At 44.3% G+C, this 17,909-nt stretch carries 13 protein-coding genes and 2 tRNA genes; 7 read left to right on the top strand and 8 right to left on the bottom strand.

Annotation, left to right across the window (positions count from 1 at the left end):
- Nucleotides 1–21 precede the first annotated feature (21 nt).
- The 5 genes from betT to AAEY79_RS03300 all read right to left on the bottom strand — a co-directional run bounded on the left by betT (nt 22) and on the right by AAEY79_RS03300 (nt 6,773).
- Nucleotides 22–2,067 (bottom strand): choline BCCT transporter BetT, encoded by a 2,046-nt coding sequence (gene betT, locus AAEY79_RS03320; protein ID WP_352287245.1) that lies wholly within the window; start codon nt 2,065–2,067, stop codon nt 22–24.
- A 328-nt stretch (nt 2,068–2,395) separates the two neighbouring features.
- Nucleotides 2,396–4,096 (bottom strand): choline dehydrogenase, encoded by a 1,701-nt coding sequence (gene betA, locus AAEY79_RS03315; RefSeq protein ID WP_101211604.1) that lies wholly within the window; start codon nt 4,094–4,096, stop codon nt 2,396–2,398.
- A 54-nt stretch (nt 4,097–4,150) separates the two neighbouring features.
- Nucleotides 4,151–5,683 (bottom strand): betaine-aldehyde dehydrogenase, encoded by a 1,533-nt coding sequence (betB, locus tag AAEY79_RS03310; protein WP_227687584.1) that lies wholly within the window; start codon nt 5,681–5,683, stop codon nt 4,151–4,153.
- Nucleotides 5,684–5,824: 141 nt separating this feature from the next.
- Entirely contained in the window at nt 5,825–6,409 is a 585-nt protein-coding gene (locus AAEY79_RS03305) for a TetR/AcrR family transcriptional regulator (protein WP_240990809.1), read from the bottom strand.
- A gap of 19 nt (nt 6,410–6,428) precedes the next feature.
- Nucleotides 6,429–6,773: a multidrug efflux SMR transporter gene (locus AAEY79_RS03300; protein WP_201583348.1), complete on the bottom strand. Its 345-nt coding sequence runs from the start codon at nt 6,771–6,773 to the stop codon at nt 6,429–6,431.
- 540 nt (nt 6,774–7,313) lie between these two features.
- Here AAEY79_RS03300 and AAEY79_RS03295 point away from each other — a divergent pair.
- The 3 genes from AAEY79_RS03295 (at nt 7,314) to AAEY79_RS03285 (ending at nt 8,875) form a co-directional block, all read left to right on the top strand.
- A tRNA-Asn gene (locus AAEY79_RS03295) sits at nt 7,314–7,389 on the top strand.
- Between the two features lie 181 nt (nt 7,390–7,570).
- On the top strand, nt 7,571–7,900 hold the full coding sequence (locus AAEY79_RS03290) for a hypothetical protein (protein ID WP_025650606.1): 330 nt from the start codon (nt 7,571–7,573) through the stop codon (nt 7,898–7,900).
- Between the two features lie 222 nt (nt 7,901–8,122).
- Nucleotides 8,123–8,875 (top strand): hypothetical protein, encoded by a 753-nt coding sequence (locus tag AAEY79_RS03285; RefSeq protein ID WP_352287241.1) that lies wholly within the window; start codon nt 8,123–8,125, stop codon nt 8,873–8,875.
- Between the two features lie 77 nt (nt 8,876–8,952).
- Here AAEY79_RS03285 and AAEY79_RS03280 read toward each other — a convergent pair.
- The 3 genes from AAEY79_RS03280 to AAEY79_RS03270 form a co-directional block, all read right to left on the bottom strand.
- Nucleotides 8,953–9,043, bottom strand: a tRNA-Ser gene (locus AAEY79_RS03280).
- Nucleotides 9,044–9,198: 155 nt separating this feature from the next.
- On the bottom strand, nt 9,199–10,353 hold the full coding sequence (locus AAEY79_RS03275) for a glyceraldehyde 3-phosphate dehydrogenase NAD-binding domain-containing protein (protein ID WP_352287238.1): 1,155 nt from the start codon (nt 10,351–10,353) through the stop codon (nt 9,199–9,201).
- 143 nt (nt 10,354–10,496) lie between these two features.
- Nucleotides 10,497–12,428, bottom strand: a complete 1,932-nt coding sequence (locus AAEY79_RS03270) for an AAA family ATPase (RefSeq protein ID WP_352287235.1) — start codon at nt 12,426–12,428, stop codon at nt 10,497–10,499.
- A 273-nt stretch (nt 12,429–12,701) separates the two neighbouring features.
- On the opposite strand from AAEY79_RS03270, the gene AAEY79_RS03265 reads away from it, so the two are divergent.
- The 4 genes from AAEY79_RS03265 to AAEY79_RS03250 all read left to right on the top strand — a co-directional run bounded on the left by AAEY79_RS03265 (nt 12,702) and on the right by AAEY79_RS03250 (nt 17,862).
- Nucleotides 12,702–14,228, top strand: a complete 1,527-nt coding sequence (locus tag AAEY79_RS03265; protein WP_201615811.1) for an aldehyde dehydrogenase family protein — start codon at nt 12,702–12,704, stop codon at nt 14,226–14,228.
- A 96-nt stretch (nt 14,229–14,324) separates the two neighbouring features.
- Entirely contained in the window at nt 14,325–15,353 is a 1,029-nt protein-coding gene (gene adhP, locus AAEY79_RS03260) for an alcohol dehydrogenase AdhP (RefSeq protein WP_173240509.1), read from the top strand.
- Between the two features lie 320 nt (nt 15,354–15,673).
- Complete coding sequence (locus AAEY79_RS03255; RefSeq protein ID WP_173240507.1) at nt 15,674–16,000, top strand: DUF779 domain-containing protein; 327 nt, start codon at nt 15,674–15,676, stop codon at nt 15,998–16,000.
- Between the two features lie 218 nt (nt 16,001–16,218).
- A complete protein-coding gene (locus tag AAEY79_RS03250) occupies nt 16,219–17,862 on the top strand; it encodes a GMC family oxidoreductase (RefSeq protein ID WP_201615813.1) in 1,644 nt (547 codons plus the stop codon).
- Nucleotides 17,863–17,909 lie beyond the last annotated feature (47 nt).

Genomic DNA, 17,909 nt, shown 5'->3' with positions numbered 1-17,909 from the left:
ACGCGATTGCCAATGAATCCATTAACGCTCTAAATGTAGATACTGCAAATGACGCTCGTACTGATTTAAGATATCGACCAATACTTGCTCTTTAGAGTAGCCCACCAAGTCATACTCTTGCGAGCCTTCGCTTAAGAACACTTCGGCACGATAATAGTACTCTGCATTCTTAGTTGAGGTGCTCAATGTGAAGTTAGGACGCTCAGCTTTGATCAAATTAACTTCATAAATAAAGTCATCTTCATCGCCATGTCCAACACGCAATTTGAGACCATCTATTTGACCGCTACTCTCGTCCATACCCTCATCTATATCTTGCCCGATATGTTCAGGGTTACGGATATCCAAAGACGTCTTTAAACCACCTGCGGCAAATTCTTTTTCAACTTCCGTCATGGCAGGTCTGACCACATTTTGTAAAAACCGTTCAACTTGTGCATGTTTAGGGAAGCTGACAATACGTTGCAAGCGAGCTTTCCAGCTCTTACCGCTATCGAGCACGTTAGCCGTACCAATCGTACTGGCTTTGCGCTTATTACCCTCTTCTTTTAATGATCTCCACATCGCCACCATATAAAGGACTAAAATAAGCGAGAATGGCAAACCGGCAATCACAGATACTGACTGTAATGAGGCAAAACCACCAGCAAACAATAAGCCTAAGGTAATAAGACCGGTCGCTGCTGCCCAAAATAAGCGTAACCAAACTGGTGCGTCGGTATCATTGGTCATGCCTCTTGAGCTTAGGTTCGCCAATACTAAAGCGCCTGAGTCAGCTGAAGTCACAAAGAATACTAACCCAATCACAACACCGGCAAATGATAGCACTTCGCTGTAAGGAAAGTACTCAAACAAGGCAAACATACCCATCGCTGCATCATTAACAGCGATTTCGCCAAGCTCGGTTGCACCATTGGCGACCAAATCTATCGCTGAATTACCAAAGATAGAGAACCATGCAAAAATGAAACCAAGTGGGATAAACATCACGCCAAACACAAACTCACGCAAGGTACGACCACGGCTAATACGCGCGATAAACAAACCTACAAATGGCGCCCAAGCGACCCACCATGCCCAGAAAAATATCGTCCAGCCTGATTTCCAATCGGCACCAGCAGTACCGTCATAGGCATACACATCAAAGGTTTTGAAAACGATGGTTTGGAAGTATTGACCAATATTTTGGGTAAAGGTATTCAGCAAATATACCGTGTTACCCATCACCAATATCGCGATTAATAGCAATATCGACGATAGCATATTAAATTCGGATAAACGGCGGACGCCTCTTTCCACACCAGTCATCGCAGAGATCGCTGCGGCAGCGACCACACCTATGATGATAAAGGTTTGAACCATTTTGCTGGATTCAATCCCAAACACATGAGTCAAACCCGCATTGGCTTGCAATACACCAATACCCAAACTGGTCGCAATACCCATCAAGGTACAAACCACACCAAAGGTATCGATACCATCACCAAGCCAGCCTTTAATTAAGCGCTCGCCAAAGATAGGCGTCAGTGGTGAACGTAACGCGAGTGGCATGTTTTTGCGATAAGCAAAGTACGCCAATGCCATACCGATTAAGGCATAAATACCCCAACCATGTAGACCCCAATGTAAAAAGGTCTGCGACAGTGCTTCACGCATGGCCGCCTCACTACCAGGCTCAAGCCCTGTATGCGGCGTCAAATAATGCATCAACGGCTCAGATGCACCAAAGAACAATAAATCAATGCCGATACCAGCAGAGAACAGCATTGCTGCCCATGCTAAAAAGGGAAACTGGGCTTTTTCGTGGTCTTGCCCAAGCTTGATATCGCCATATTTAGAGAAGCCAACAAACAGGGCAAAAATACTATAAGCGGCTACCACCAGCATGTAGTACCAGCCAAAACTCTCCGATACCCATGCCATGCCAGCGCTTAATAATGTCTCGCTATAATCTGGAAACATGATCGTCCAGATTATCAATAAAATAGAAATAATAGCTGAGCCTAAAAAAACCGTCTTATTTAGAGTCAGGGATTTCGTCGCATCTTCTGATGGCGAGCTGTACATAAAAGACCTCAATAGGTAAATTAAACAGGGTCTGATATTGCTTTGTCCGTCATAACCTTATGACTGATAACCGCATGACATATAAATAACCGCATGACGCACAAAGCAGTACCAATCAATAACAATTTGCTAAGCAATGAAATCTACCTTTAGCAAAACCTCAAAAACCAATAATACAAACTGAAATAACTGTCACGCTATAATCCGATAAAGATAGAAGAAATAAAGCGTGAGCAGAGTAGTGCTGATAAAAAAGACCTTTACTATGAAAGGCCTTCTTATTGAAATTGTCTTATATTATTCATTGTCCAATAGCTTAGACAGTCGTTTAGACAACAGAACTGTAATTACGCATCGGCTCCGCTCTGAGCGGCGCGCCATTGGCAACATAATAGTCTGCTGTTGAGCGTGGCAGCTGCACACCGCGCATCTTATCAACGATTTTTTCTGCCAGCATAATGGTGGTGGCGTTTAGGTTGCCGCTGATGATATTTGGCATAATCGATGCATCAACGACGCGTAGGCCATCGATACCATGTACCAGCCCTTCACCATTAACCACTGAATCATTGTCTTCGCCCATCGGACAAGTACAAGAAGGATGATAAGCCGTCTCACTGTGGTTACGAACGTACTCATCCAACTGCGCATCGGTCACCAAATCATCGGTCGGCGCAATAGCACGACCGCGATAAGGGTCAAGCGCTGGCTGATGCATAATCTCACGCGTGATACGCATCGCCGCGCGGAACTCTTGCCAGTCTTGGTCATGAGACATATAGTTAAATAAGATACTTGGATGCGCGCTTGGGTCTTTTGAGGTCAGCTTGACACGACCACGACTTGGCGAGCGCAATGAACCGACATGCGCTTGGAAGCTATGTGATTTGACCGCGCTACGACCATCATAACGCACTGCTAACGGCAAGAAATGATACTGAATATTAGGATGCGTAAATTTCTCATCGGTACGGATAAAGCCGCCACCTTCAAACTGATTTGAAGCACCAAGCCCTGTGCCATTAAATAGCCATTCCGCACCAATCGCTGGCTTGTTCCACCATTTATTGGCAGGTGCAATTGAGACCGGTAGCTTACATTCATACTGCATATACAGCTCTAAATGGTCTTGTAGATTATTACCGACACCCGGCAAATCTAAAATCTCAGTCACGTCCAAATCTTTAAGCCATTGACCAGGACCAATACCTGAACGCTGTAATAACTGAGGTGACGCAATCGCGCCCGATGAAACAATCACTTCACGAGACGCGTAGAATTTTTTGGTTTGACCTTGGTGTTCTACTTTGACACCGACAGCGCGCTTACCATCAAAGAGAATCACATCGGTCAATGCGCCCGTTAAAATGGTGATATTACTGCGCGGTTTGGCACGGTCAAGATAACCACGAGCCGTTGATGCGCGGCGACCATTGGGTGTCACAAAGCGATCCATTGGCCCAAATCCTTCTTGCTGATAGCCATTTAGATCATCTGTACGTGGATAGCCTGCTTGCACGCCCGCTTCAATCATGGCTTCAAACAGTGGATTGACTCCTGGCTTTGAAGTGGTCATCTCAACCGGACCACCGACGCCATGATAATCATTCTCGCCAGCGTCGCAGTTTTCTAGCTTTTTAAAGTAAGGCAGACAGTCCGAATAGGTCCAATCCTCTAAGCCTTTGATTTTCGCCCAATCGTCAAAATCGAGCGCATTGCCACGGATATAGCACATACCGTTAATCAACGATGAGCCACCAAGCCCTTTACCGCGACCGCAGTCCATCACGCGATTATTCATATTCGGCTCGGGATCGGTTTTGTATCCCCAGTTATAAGTCGTCCCTTGCAACGGCATGGCGAGCGCCGCTGGCATCTGGGTGCGAAAATCTAAGCGATGGTCTGGACGACCAGCTTCTAACAGCAACACCTTAATGTTGGCATCTTCCGTCAAGCGCGTAGCCAGCACATTTCCTGCTGAGCCTGCGCCAACAATGATGTAGTCATACTCAGGTGTGGTTGTTGTCATAAAATGCTCCATAATATAGTCTGTTTAAAATAAGAATTAATAAAATACAATTTATTAAAATACAGACTCAAACGCGCCCAACTCTACTTGAATAGATTTGGTCTGTGTATAGTGCTCAAGGGCTTCAATGCCATTCTCACGGCCAATACCCGAATGCTTATAACCGCCAACTGGCATTTGTGCAGGTGATTCACCCCAAGTATTTAACCAGCAAATACCGGCTTCAATCTGACCGATCACTCGATGTGCGCGAGTCAAATCAGCGGTTACCACCCCTGCTGCCAAGCCGTACTCGGTATCATTGGCACGGCGAATGACTTCTTCTTCGGTCTCATAAGTCAATATCGACATCACTGGGCCAAAGATTTCCTCACGTACAATAGTCATATCATCGCTGCAATCGGTAAACACCGTCGGGGCGACAAACGCGCCATTGGCAAGTTCGCCTGACGTGATACGTTCGCCGCCAGTCAATAGACGCGCGCCACCCTTTTTACCTTGCTCGATATAGCCAAGCACTCTGTCCATGTGCGTAAAGCTGACCATTGGACCCATATTGATGTTCTCATCCATTGGATCGCCCAATTTGATACGATTGGCGCGCGTTAAAATAGCCTCTTCAAATTTGGCTTGTAGCGCTTTAGGAATAAATACACGCGTGCCATTGGTACAGACCTGACCACTGCTATAGAAGTTCGCCATCATCGCAATGTCAGCAGCGGTATCGATATCGGCATCTTCAAATATGATTAATGGCGACTTACCACCAAGCTCTAAGGTCACGTCTTTAAGAGACGATGATGCTGCACTCGACATGACTTTTTTACCAGTCGGCACACCGCCAGTAAACGATACTTTGGCAATATCAGGATGCTGGGTTAATGCTTCGCCAACTTCGTAATTACCCTGCACGACGTTAAAGACGCCATCTGGCAAACCCGCTTCGGTAAATATTTCTGCCAGTTTTAAGGCGGTTAATGGCGTGACTTCTGATGGTTTAAAAATCATCGCATTACCTGCGGCCAACGCAGGACCCGCCTTCCACATAGCGATTTGGATAGGATAGTTCCATGCGCCAATTCCGGCTACCACGCCGAGTGGTTCCTGACGGGTATAGACAAAGCTGCTATCACGCAGCGGAATCTGACGACCTTCAATCATTGGCGCGAGCCCTGCATAGTACTCAACGACATCAGCACCAGTGACGATATCGACATACTTGGTCTCAGAGTAAGCTTTACCCGTGTCTTTGGTCTCAAGTAACGCCAGCACATCGTTGCGTTCGCGTAGTATGGCTACTGCATTTAACAAAATACGACTACGCTCAACTGCCGTCATCGCTGCCCAAACTTTTTGACCTTTTTGCGCCGCTTTTACCGCTTCGTCTATCTGCTCATCGGTCGTTTGCTGAATAGTGGCGAGCACTTCACCCGTCGCTGGATTAATATCTTCAAAAGTAGTCAGCGTTTCATCGACAGCCAGATAGCGACCGTTAATATAAGCGGTTTGTACTTGTTCTAAATCGATAATGTCTGTTAAGTTACTTAGATTTGGGTTCGGATTTGGGTTTGTCTTTGAATCTGTCATGAGTTCTCCTGTCGACGACTGGCAAAAGCTTTATAAAAAGCGCTTATACCAAATAATTTCGTCATTGTTTAAGTTTTAAAAAATAAAATTTACGTGGTTCTTTCTTAAGGTTTTTTTAATGAGTTATTTGAGAGCTATGTTTTAATCATTCTCAGGTTGCGTCATCTTTATCAAACGCGCGCGTAATGATTTTTTGTCCGATATATTAATTCCTGAAAAATCAGAAAGCCAAATACCATCAGCGACCAAACGCACCATACATAGCGTTTCAGTATTATCGGTTGCTTTATGCTTTTCCAATTGCTCATTCGACCACGCAGCCCACAACTCACGCAGCTCGCTATCACCCAGCATCAATACATACAAAGTGGCTTGATTATCAAACTCTTCCTGCCCTTTTTCGCCCAAGCTAATCGTGGCATCGATATAAGCGCGGGTGAAAGAACCATAACGCACAGGGTCTTGCGCCATAGCTTGATTGACTTCTGCCTCAAACTTCGCCATCGCATCATGAAACACTTCAAGAATGAGCGCATTCTTAGTAGCAAAGTGATGCATCACGCCACCTTTGGTCACCCCGACTGCATCAGCAACGGCTTGAAAGGTCACTTTAGACAGCCCCTGCTCTAACGTGATTCGTGCCGCTTGATCTAGCAGTGCACGGCGCACCATTTCTGGCTGTTTTTTACGTTTATAAGGGTTTTCTGTTTCCATCTTTATTTCCATGTTTGTTTTCACCTACCTGTCAGTGCACCACAGAGTTAGACAGTAAGTTCATTACAATGACACCGCCGACAATCATCGCAATGCCTACCACCGCTGCGGTATCGAGATTTTGCTTAAAAAACAGCAAGCCCACGAGCGAGGTCAAAACAATGCCCAATCCGCCCCACAGCGCATAAGCGATACCAAGCGGAATGATTTTGAGAGTTTGGGTCAACAAGTAAAACGAGATAGCATAAAGCACGCCCATAATCAGGGTCGGCACCAAACGCGTAAACTGCTCTGACTTTACTAAAAATGTCGTGCCAATCACTTCACAAATGATAGCAATGGCTAGGTAGCCGTAAGCAATAGTGGTAGGACTCATAGTTAAGATACCTGCTTCAAATCATGCATATCTTCTCGATTAAGCATAAGTTAGTCTGCATAAATAGTTTGAGTATGCATTAAAGAAACCATACGGTCGGTATTGTATAGAAATAATTTAGCAATGTGAAGGGCTGGTTTATGCTATTTTGTTTCATTGCATACAAACGATTGTCTTATTATTCAAAATACTAAGTCGAAAATCTACACGATTTATCTGATTAAATTGCAATTATGATTTTATAGTCATTCTGCATAGATAAGGATTTCAGCTATTTTTAGCTCATTTAGCATGACTATTGAGCGAATTGAAGACACGCCCTAGCTAATAAATAAAAATTGTAAAGGTCAAAATGTGCCAAAGCAGTTCGTTTTATCAGGGATTACCGGTTATTTTTGACAGATTACGACAATATTTATAATTAATGGCGTAATAAGGTTGACAGCCTATAACTACTTGGCTAAAATGTGCTCCTCTTAACGCAAACAAGCAATGCTTTTTAGCATCATGTTTGTTGAACTTGTCGTTATGACCGCTTATTCTCCAATAGCTCAGTTGGTAGAGCAACGGACTGTTAATCCGTGTGTCCCTGGTTCGAGCCCAGGTTGGAGAGCCATATACTAAAAACCTTCATCATTATTTGATGAAGGTTTTTTTATGTTGCCCGTTTTATGGTAATAATATTAGCACTGCCGTGGTGTTCTTTTAGGCGTTTTTGTTGTATGGTAAGGATAGTTTGATTGAGTCAGTTTTCGTCTGAGTGCTTTACTCCTACTCACTAAAAGTAATGGTTTATTATGATACCTGTACGTATAAAAAATAAGTTTTCTGATCATCCGCAAAAAATCATGCGTCCGGTCAGTATTCGCTTGTCTGAAGAAATGATTGAGCTGTTAGAAGCGACCTCATCGGAGTTGGGATTTAAACGTATCCAAGGACTGATTCGTCTATATATTCGTCAAGGTCTAGACCGTGACCATCAAGATTATACCTTAGCGCATGACGAAGTATTTATCGAGACCTTGCGTAAGCGCGGTGTCAGTCAACGCATCATCGATGAAGCCATTGTGGTAACCCATAATAACAATATCACTCACCCATTGTCTGAGCTGCAAAACGACGACTAAGCGCGTGACTCTTAACCGTTAAAGTTTACTGATTTCCAAAAAAAGACTGAGTCTGCTTAATAGCGCTCAGTCTTTTTTTGGCTTTGATAAATCCCTATTTTTCTGTCTGTGAATTTGAATACAGTCATTAGCCATAATTCAACACAAAAGACAATTAAACGAGGTATATTAATAATAGTCATTATTCATTGTTATTCATTATGGCCGACAAGGAGGTACACAATGAGTGGGTTACATCAGTATTTCAGCAAAGCCTTTTTATGCACTTGGCTATTAGCACTGCCTTTAACACTGTCTTTAACATTGCCACTCGCTGGGTGCTCAGCGCCGCAAGCGGATCCCAGTAAAAAAACCATTCCGACCAACTCTGACCAATGGCAAAAGAAACTTGGAGCGACTTTTGAGGAGCTACCAAAGTCCGACCAACAACTGCTGAGCCGCTATATGCTACGTATGAAGTTGAGCGGCGCTTATGAATCAGGTGCTATGCCGCGTATTACTATCAAGCAAGCGCTGATACAACAACGTGAATACGAGCGCTTACATCCCAATAATCCAACTGGTAAAAAAAGTCCTATTATTAAAAGTCAGCAAGCTGCATCAGCCAATGCACAGAACTATCCGGTTGCCCTATTACCTGTCAAAACCAGTGATAGCGACAGCTTAAACCAAGTAAAACTACAATTTATGCTCTCAAATCATGGCAAGGTTGCTATTCAAAGTTTCAAAGGCACATTGACCATGCAAGATGCAAAACTGGAAAAAGGTAAACGCTTCAACATACCGCTCACACAATTCGAGCCAGCTATAAAGCCTGAACAATCTGGCAAGATAATTATCGAGAGTAGTATTGAGGACATCAACGTCATGCGCGCTATCAGAAACGCCCACGACGTGACGATAAATATTAGCAAAGGCATGCTAGTTTTAGAAGACGGACAACGAGTTGAATTTGATGAGTCATTAATGAAGTAAATGAACTCATTCAAGCTGCTAAAAAACATCTATAAAAAAAGCCCCAATCAATTACTGATTGGGGCTTTTTTCGAATTTGGCGGAGACGGAGAGATTCGAACTCTCGAAGGGCTATGAACCCTTGTCGGTTTTCAAGACCGGTGCATTCAACCGCTCTGCCACGTCTCCATTGGTGCATCATTATATAGATATCATCTCATAATGCAAGCGATTCATATTAAAAAAATGAAATTAATTTGCCGATGGTTTTAAATCAATGACTTACCGTTTGCTCGCAACTCTTTAATCAGCTTTTCAGCTTAACCTATTCACTTGAAGCCGTTTTATTTGCTCGAAGCTAAATGTAAGCACATATCAAGCAACCTGTTGGCATAGCCCCATTCGTTATCATACCACGCAAAAACTTTATACTGGTCGCCTACGTGCATAAGCTGTTGCCCATCAATAATCAGTGACTCCGTTTGATGAATAAAGTCACTTGAGACCAATGGCTCATCGGTATAGGCCATGATATCGAGTAAGCAACCTATGCTAGCCGTTTTAAGCACATCACGAATCTCTTCTATACTGACATCTGGAGTATCAAAGACAAAGGTGACATCAATAGCGGCAACATCGATGGTCGGCACTCTGATTGAATGTCCATTTATTTTACCAACCATCGCTGGCAACACCCGTTCTGTCGCAGCGATACTACTAGAAGTAGTTGGGATAATATTATGACCGGACGCACGCGCGCGCCTTGGATCGCGATGGGCTTGATCCAGCACCGTCTGGTCAGCTGTGACCGCATGGATCTCAGTCATCATCGCTGACTTGACGCCAAACACTTTATCAAGGGTATCAATCAGCGGCACCAACGCCTGCGTGGTACAAGAGACGCTCGATATAATCGGCAGCTCACGCGTGAGCTCCTCGGTATTAACGCCCATGACGATACAAGCATCGACATCATCAAAGGGTGCAGCACTGATAATGACTTGCTTGGCGCCAGCTTCGATGTGCAATTGCGCTTGGGCGTAAGAGCGAAAATGACCCGTACACTCAAGCACGATATCAACCCCCAGTTCCTGCCAAGGTAGCTTTTTTGGATCAGGTTCTGAGAGCATGTTAATACAATAGGTATGATTGTTTTTTGTCAGGCAAAGCTGACTTTTACTATTATCATCAACTGCCCCAGTTCCAGCTACAATTTCAGCACTAACGCCCAGTCGACTTAAACGACCATGGGTACTGTCAAATTTTAATAAATGCAATAAAATATCGGCGGCGGCTAAGTCATTAATCGCGACCACATGAATGGCTCGACCCAACACTTCAAAGCGCTCTAGCAATGCACGCAATATATTACGCCCTATACGACCAAAGCCGTTAATAGCGACTCTAAGTGGCTGCGTATGCTCACTGGTGGCATAAAACGTCGCTGCTACAGCAGGATCAGAAGTTAATTGATAAGTAGCGCTAGAAAAATCAGGCATAAAAAGGCATCGCTATAATAAGGGTATATAAAAGGGCGCGACTATGAAACCAAACCAACAAGCTATAAAATCTGCCGTTTAAGCAGCGCTTTTATGGTTGGCTAAAAGCTCTGGTACGTTTAGCAAGCACTGTTAAGCAAGCACTAAGGCGTGATAAAGATCAAAGCTAGACGAATGGTATTGTAATCAATACTCTGCTTAAGATGGTCAAATATTGGACGCAGTTTGATACTGCCATCATCATTAAAGTCGTTCGGATTATTAGCGACTTTAATCGCCACATAAGCATTACCTACCGCTGTCATCACCTCGGCATCGGGACGCAGATGATCACAGGCGAGGCTTGGGTCTTGAGATTTTAACTCACCGATATGGCGCATAATGGTCGATTGCGACAACTGACGCGCTTGCGAGATTTCCGCAATTGACAAACTCTCTTCTAATAAGATTCGGGTCGCTAGCAAGGTGCTTTCTGACTTATCAGAGATTTGATTGCCCAGCTTCTGTTTTTTATCTATTTGCGCTTGCTGTTGCTCGCGGCGCTTCTTCTGCAAATTGGCATAAGCATCAATCACTGACTTACTTAGCGTACCGCCCGATTTTAAAATAAACTTCTCATGTGCCTGCGTCATGCTCTCTTCATCGAGCATGGCGTAATTGGCATCAGCCTCATCAGACAATACTAAAAAGCGTTTGTCCGCGCCGCGTGCGAGCGGATCAAGTTGCAAACTCATGTCATTCATACCGAGCAGTTGCAGCCCTGCCAGCGATTTTAATCGTGATAATGCCACATAACCTTGGCCAAGCTCAAAGGTGCGCGACAAGTCAATCTCCGCCGCATCAAGGGTCATACCTTGCGATTTATGAATGGTAATCGCCCAAGCTAAGCATAATGGTACTTGCTCATAGCTTGCCAGCACGTCACCAGTCTCATCTTCGATAATCCATTCTTCCGGCTCAGCAATGACTTCACGACCAGAATTTAGCCGAACCACAGGCATTTTTTGCGTGCTTGGCTTTTTAACTTTTGGTTTATCTTTGTCTTTGGTAGTCTTTTTACCTTTGCCTTTTATATTCTTATCAGCATCATTTTCAGTGCTTTCACTATCGTCTTCTATCAAATCATCACTATTATCTTTATCATCATTAATTTTTACCGCAGCAAAACCAATCAGCTCGCCCATCGTGCCATTAGAGACTCCTAGCTCGGTATTGTTTTTAATAAACATTACCTTGGCACCGACTTTTAATACCAAATCATCTTGGGTACGGACGGTCTTTTTCAGAGTCTCAACCAGTTTACTATCACCCGTAGAGGTTGCGGTAAAACGCATCATCTCGCCATCTAATGCGGCAAGTTCTTTATCATTGATACTATTGACGTTGAGATTATGGGTATACAAACGGGTACGTTTGATATCGACGTTTTGATCAAAGGTCGCCTCTAAAGCTGCAATCGCTTCAAAGGTCACTTCTTGCCTGCGAATTTGATTGAGAATATCATCCAAATCAAGACCGCCATTAGCCGCCTCACTGACTTGCCGATGCTGCTCAGACAGATAGCAAATATGAAACTTAGCATCGAGCCAAGCTTCAGACATAAAGGCAAATTTTTCACGGTTGGTTTCACCCTTGCTGCCAATCGGTGGCAGCTGGAAGAAGTCCCCAGCAACAACAACCTGAATACCACCAAACGCTTTATCATTTTTACGCACATGCTTAAGTACTTGGCTGACCAAATTGAGCTGCTTGGCATGCAACATCGATATCTCGTCGATAATTAGGACAGCAGTATCTTTTAGTCTATCCGCTAAGAACTGTTTGCGCGATAGATTGCTTAAATCACGATCAGTGAGCTCATCCTTAATGCCGATGCCCGACCAACTATGAATGGTCGTGCCATTCATATGTGTGGCGGCAATCCCCGTACTCGCGGTCACAGCCACAGGGACACGGCGCGCGCGCAAATAGTCAATATATTGATTGAGAGTATAAGTCTTACCTGAACCTGCTGAGCCCGTCAAAAATACATTTTGACCCGTTTTTAAGATATCAAGAGCAGAAGATTGACGCATATATCTAAACCAATTTAGTTAATAGTAATAAGAAAAGAGCTTAAGAACAGGTTATGAGGGAAAAGCTATCCACAATTATAACAGCTACGCCAGTTTTGCGAACCACTTTAACCCGTCAAGCTTACATAACCTAAAGTTATATGATACGAAGTATATCATTATAAAAAGTCATTATCGCTCAAAGCCAAAGCTCAGTACGATAGAGTCATAACTTGGTCAGGAAGGCCAGGTATGTTTATCCATATAACCATAGTACACAACAAGGAATCGTTCATGTTATACGCCTATCCCAATACTGAAAAAAGCCCCGTTCAATTCCGCAAAAAATATGACAACTTTATCAATGGTGAGTGGGTCGCGCCAGTCGATGGTGAATACTTTGATAACTCAAGCCCAATCGATGGTAAAGTTTTTTGTCAGGTCGCACGCTCAAAAGAAGCTGATATTGAAAAAGCCCTTGATGCCGCTCATGCTGCCAAAGACGCATGGGGCAAAACCAGTGTCACTGAACGCGCTAATCTATTGTTAAAAATCGCTGATAAGATGGAAGCTAATTTAGAGGCTATCGCTATTGCTGAATGCTATGAAAACGGTAAGCCCGTACGCGAAACCTTGGCTGCCGACATTCCACTAGCTGTCGATCACTTTCGCTATTTTGCCAGTGCCATTCGCGCCCAAGAAGGTGGTATCAGCCAAATCGATGAAGACACCGTCGCCTATCACTTCCATGAGCCACTTGGCGTCGTCGGTCAAATCATTCCTTGGAACTTTCCTATCCTAATGGCAGTTTGGAAACTTGCCCCTGCCCTTGCTGCTGGTAACTGCGTTGTACTCAAACCTGCTGAGCAAACGCCAGCTTCTATTTTATTCATGCTAGAAACCATCGGTATCGCTGATATATTACCAAAAGGCGTACTTAACGTCGTCAATGGTTTCGGTGTTGAAGCTGGTAAGCCTCTAGCATCTAACCCACGTATTAATAAAGTGGCTTTCACTGGCGAGACCACCACTGGTCGTCTCATCATGCAGTACGCTAGTGAAAACATCATTCCAGTAACGCTAGAGCTTGGTGGTAAGAGTCCAAATATTTTCTTTGCCGATATCATGGATGAAGACGACGATTTCTTGGACAAAGCGGTAGAAGGCTTGGTCATGTTTGCGCTCAACCAAGGTGAGGTCTGTACTTGCCCTTCACGCGCATTGGTACATGAGAGCATCTATGATGAATTTATGAAACGCTGTATCGCCCGCGTTAAAGCCATCAAAATGGGCAACCCACTTGATACCGATACCATGATTGGTGCGCAAGCCAGCTCAGATCAGTTAGAGAAAATCCTCTCTTATCTTGATATTGGTAAAAAAGAAGGCGCCAAAGTATTGGTTGGCGGCGAACGAGCCAAACATGAGGGAGATTTGGGAGATGGCTACTATGTGCAGCCGACTATCTTTGAGGGTACCAATGACATGCGCGTGTTCCAAGAAGAAATCTTTGGACCTGTACTCGCCGTCACAACCTTTAAAGACGACGAAGAAGCCATGAGCATTGCCAATGATACATTATATGGTCTAGGCGCTGGCATCTGGACACGTAGTGTACATAAGGCCTATCGTTTCGGACGTGGCATCCAAGCTGGTCGCGTATGGACCAACTGCTATCACATCTATCCATCGCATTCTGCATTCGGTGGTTATAAACAGTCTGGTATCGGCCGTGAGAACCATTTGATGATGCTGGATCATTATCAACAAACCAAAAATATGCTGGTGTCTTACGATCCTAAAAAAATGGGGTTCTTTTAAGCCAACGTTCGAAGCACTTTGCAATCGAGGTTGCAAAGTGTGTTAGGTATATTCACAGATTATTTTTATGCAACAACTCTAACAAGGAAGAATTATATGAGTAATAAAATGAAAGCCGCCGTATTACATGAGTTTAACCAACCATTACAGATCGAAGAAGTTGATATTCCAACGCCAGGCGCTGGTGAGATTGTCGTCAAGATGCAAGCATCTGGTGTCTGTCATACTGACTTGCATGCCATTGAAGGCGATTGGCCTGTAAAACCTAGCCCACCATTTATCCCTGGACATGAAGGCGTTGGCCTGATTACTGCCGTTGGTGAAGGTGTTACCCATGTAAAAGAAGGTGACCGTGTTGGTGTACCTTGGCTCTACTCTGCTTGTGGTCACTGTACCCATTGTTTAGGTGGCTGGGAAACCTTGTGCGAGCGTCAACAAAACGCAGGCTATTCAGTCAATGGCAGCTTTTCAGAATACGTACTGGCCAATGCCAACTATGTCGGTATCATCCCTGAAAGTGTTGACTCGATTGAAATTGCACCCGTTTTATGTGCAGGCGTCACCGTGTACAAAGGTCTTAAAATGACCGACACCAAGCCTGGTGATTGGGTTGTTATTTCTGGTATCGGTGGTCTCGGTCATATGGCCGTACAATACGCCATTGCGATGGGACTCAACGTTGCGGCAGTCGATATCGATGACGAAAAGCTCGCATTTGCCAAAAAACTAGGCGCGACCATTACCGTCAATGCTAAAAATACAGATCCTGGTACTTACTTAAAAGAAGAAATTGGCGGTGCTCATGGCGTGTTAGTAACAGCCGTATCTGCTATCGCGTTCGATCAAGCGTTGAGCATGGTCAGACGTGGTGGCACGGTGGTCTTTAACGGCTTACCAACTGGTGACTTCCCTGTTTCTATCTTTGATACGGTGCTCAACGGTATTACCATTCGCGGCTCTATCGTCGGTACGCGTCTCGACTTACAAGAGTCGTTGGACATGGCAGCAGCAGGTAAAGTAAAAGCCACTGTTAGCGCTGAGCCGTTGGAAAACATCAACGATATATTTGAACGTATGCGTAACGGCAAAATCGAAGGTCGCATTGTGATTGACTACAGTATGTAGTTATAGTTGATTCAGTTTAAAAGAGAGTCAAGGCAACCGAGCGCAGATGTATATGTGATACCTCAAGTGAGGTTAACGCTGTAACTCTTTTATAGAGGATTGACTATATTGCTTGTGAGATTCTGACATTGTCTTAATGCTTCACACATTTAATCACAAACCATCAGTCGTATCGTCTTCATTCACATGCTATAAATGATGTGAGTGAAAACGATACGGCTTTTTATATTCTCATCCAGTATGACACTTATACTTAATAAGACGCTCATAGCTAATGAGACGTTTTCTACAATTACATTCTATATGATAAGGAAATCATCATGAAAGTCAAAGCGACAGAGTCCTGCATAGACTTAATCGAACTACTGAAATCCAAGCACGGTGAGCTGATGTTTCATCAATCTGGTGGCTGCTGTGATGGTAGCTCCCCCATGTGTTATCCGCTAGGTGAGTTTAAGGTAGGCGGCCAAGATGTATTGGTCGGTGAGATTGCTGGCTGTCCATTCTATATGGGCAAAGCGCAGTACAAATTATGGCAAAATACGGATTTGACCATTGATGTGGTTGACGGGCGTGGCGCCAGCTTTTCGCTAGAAATTCCTGAAGGCAAACGCTTTATTGTACGTTCAGAAATTTGCTCAATATAAATGGCTGTTAGAGCGTACCCTTATTTCGAAATGGTGATAAATACTGCTAAATATCCTCAAAAAACCTATCAATAGGCTCCTATAGATAGTCTATTTTCTCTATCTACACGCTCTAGTCATTTTTATTTTATTATTCTGGCAAAATAATAGATATTGTAAAGAGTAGCTTACTTTGAAAAGCTCGTTTTGATTAGCATGGATGCTACAAGGAATAGAACATGGAAGTCGACGCAAAATTTGATTATGTCATCGTTGGTGGCGGTTCAGCAGGCTGTGTACTTGCCAGCCGTCTCACAGAAAACCCAGACATTAGTGTTTGTTTATTAGAATATGGCGGCGATGGTAAAGACCTCGCGGTACGCGTACCTGCTGGCTTAATTCTTTTGGTACCAGGTAAACCTCTCAAATTAAATAACTGGTGTTTTCACACCACTCCTCAAACGCATTTAAACGATCGACGCGGCTTCCAACCACGTGGACAATGTTTGGGTGGCTCATCGGCCATCAATGCTATGATTTACACCCGTGGTAGTGCGCTAGACTATGAACGCTGGGTTGAGCAAGGTTGTAAAGGTTGGGGGTTTGAAGATGTACTGCCCTACTTTATCAAAGCAGAAAACAATGTACACGGTGCCGATAAACTACACGGTGACAGCGGACCGCTGCATGTTAGTGACTTACTCAGTCCGCGCGATATCTCCAAAGCATTTGTAGAAGCGGCCGTTGCCAATGGTCTTGATCACAACTCAGATTTTAATGGTGAAAAGCAAGACGGCGCAGGATTGTATCAAGTCACCCACTTCCATGGAGAAAAGCAAGGGCAACGCTGCTCTGCCGCAGCCGCCTATCTACATCCCGTTCAAAATCGTTCGAATTTGACCGTCATTACCCATGCGCAAGCCAACCGTGTCATTATTGAAAACCATCAAGCTGTTGGCGTGGCTTACGAAAAAGACGGTGTCGAGCATCGCGTGATGGCACACCAAGAGGTCATACTATCAGGCGGTGCTTTTGGCTCCCCTAAAGTCTTAATGTTATCAGGCATTGGTCCTGCTGAGCATTTGCAGGCGCACGGTATTGAGGTCGTGGTCGATGCCCCTGAAGTCGGTGGCAATCTACAAGATCATCTGGATGTAGTTTTTGATTATGAAGTGAATACCAAAGATGTCATTGGGGTTGGCTTGGCGACTATTTCGACCTTAACCAAGAGCATACGCCAATGGAGAAAGGATGGCACTGGCCTATTGTCTACTAACTATGCAGAAGCGGGCGCGTTTTTTAGCGTCGGTGATGATCCAAAAGAATGGCCAAATACCCAATTGCACTTTGTGATCTCGCGCGTGATTAACCATGGCCGTGATATCAAACGTGGCTTCGCTGTCTCTTGTCACACCTGCTACCTACGTCCTGAGAGTCGCGGTACGGTCAGGCTGGACTCTGCCAATCCCTCAGATGCGGTATTGATTGATCCAAACTATCTATCACACCCTAAAGATGTAGAGTACATGGTAGCAGGCGCTGAGCGTACGCGCGCCATCATGCAAGAATCTCCAATGGCCGAATATATTACCGAAGACTACCCTGCCCCCTATATCGAAAAAGATGGCATGCTTGGCTATATTCGCAATAAGTCAGATACCATTTACCATCCGGTGGGCACTTGCCGCATGGGGTCAGATAATAACTCCGTAGTCGATTTAGAATTAAAAGTGCGCGGCGTCAGCGGATTACGCGTGATTGATGCGTCGGTCATGCCAACGTTGATTAGCGCCAATACCAATGCACCAACGATTATGATTGCTGAAAAAATGGCCGATCTTATCAAAGCCAAACATGAAAACGTTGAGCAAGCTGTTTCATAAGAGACAGAAGAAGGATGAGCACCTTATTACGGGTGCTCTTTTTTAAA

Source organism: Psychrobacter sp. GW64-MNA-CIBAN-0177 (assembly GCF_040309585.1).
Classification (GTDB): Bacteria; Pseudomonadota; Gammaproteobacteria; order Pseudomonadales; family Moraxellaceae; genus Psychrobacter; species Psychrobacter okhotskensis.
Note: the sequence above shows the minus strand (reverse complement) of the source record. Positions and strands in the feature narration are given on the sequence as shown.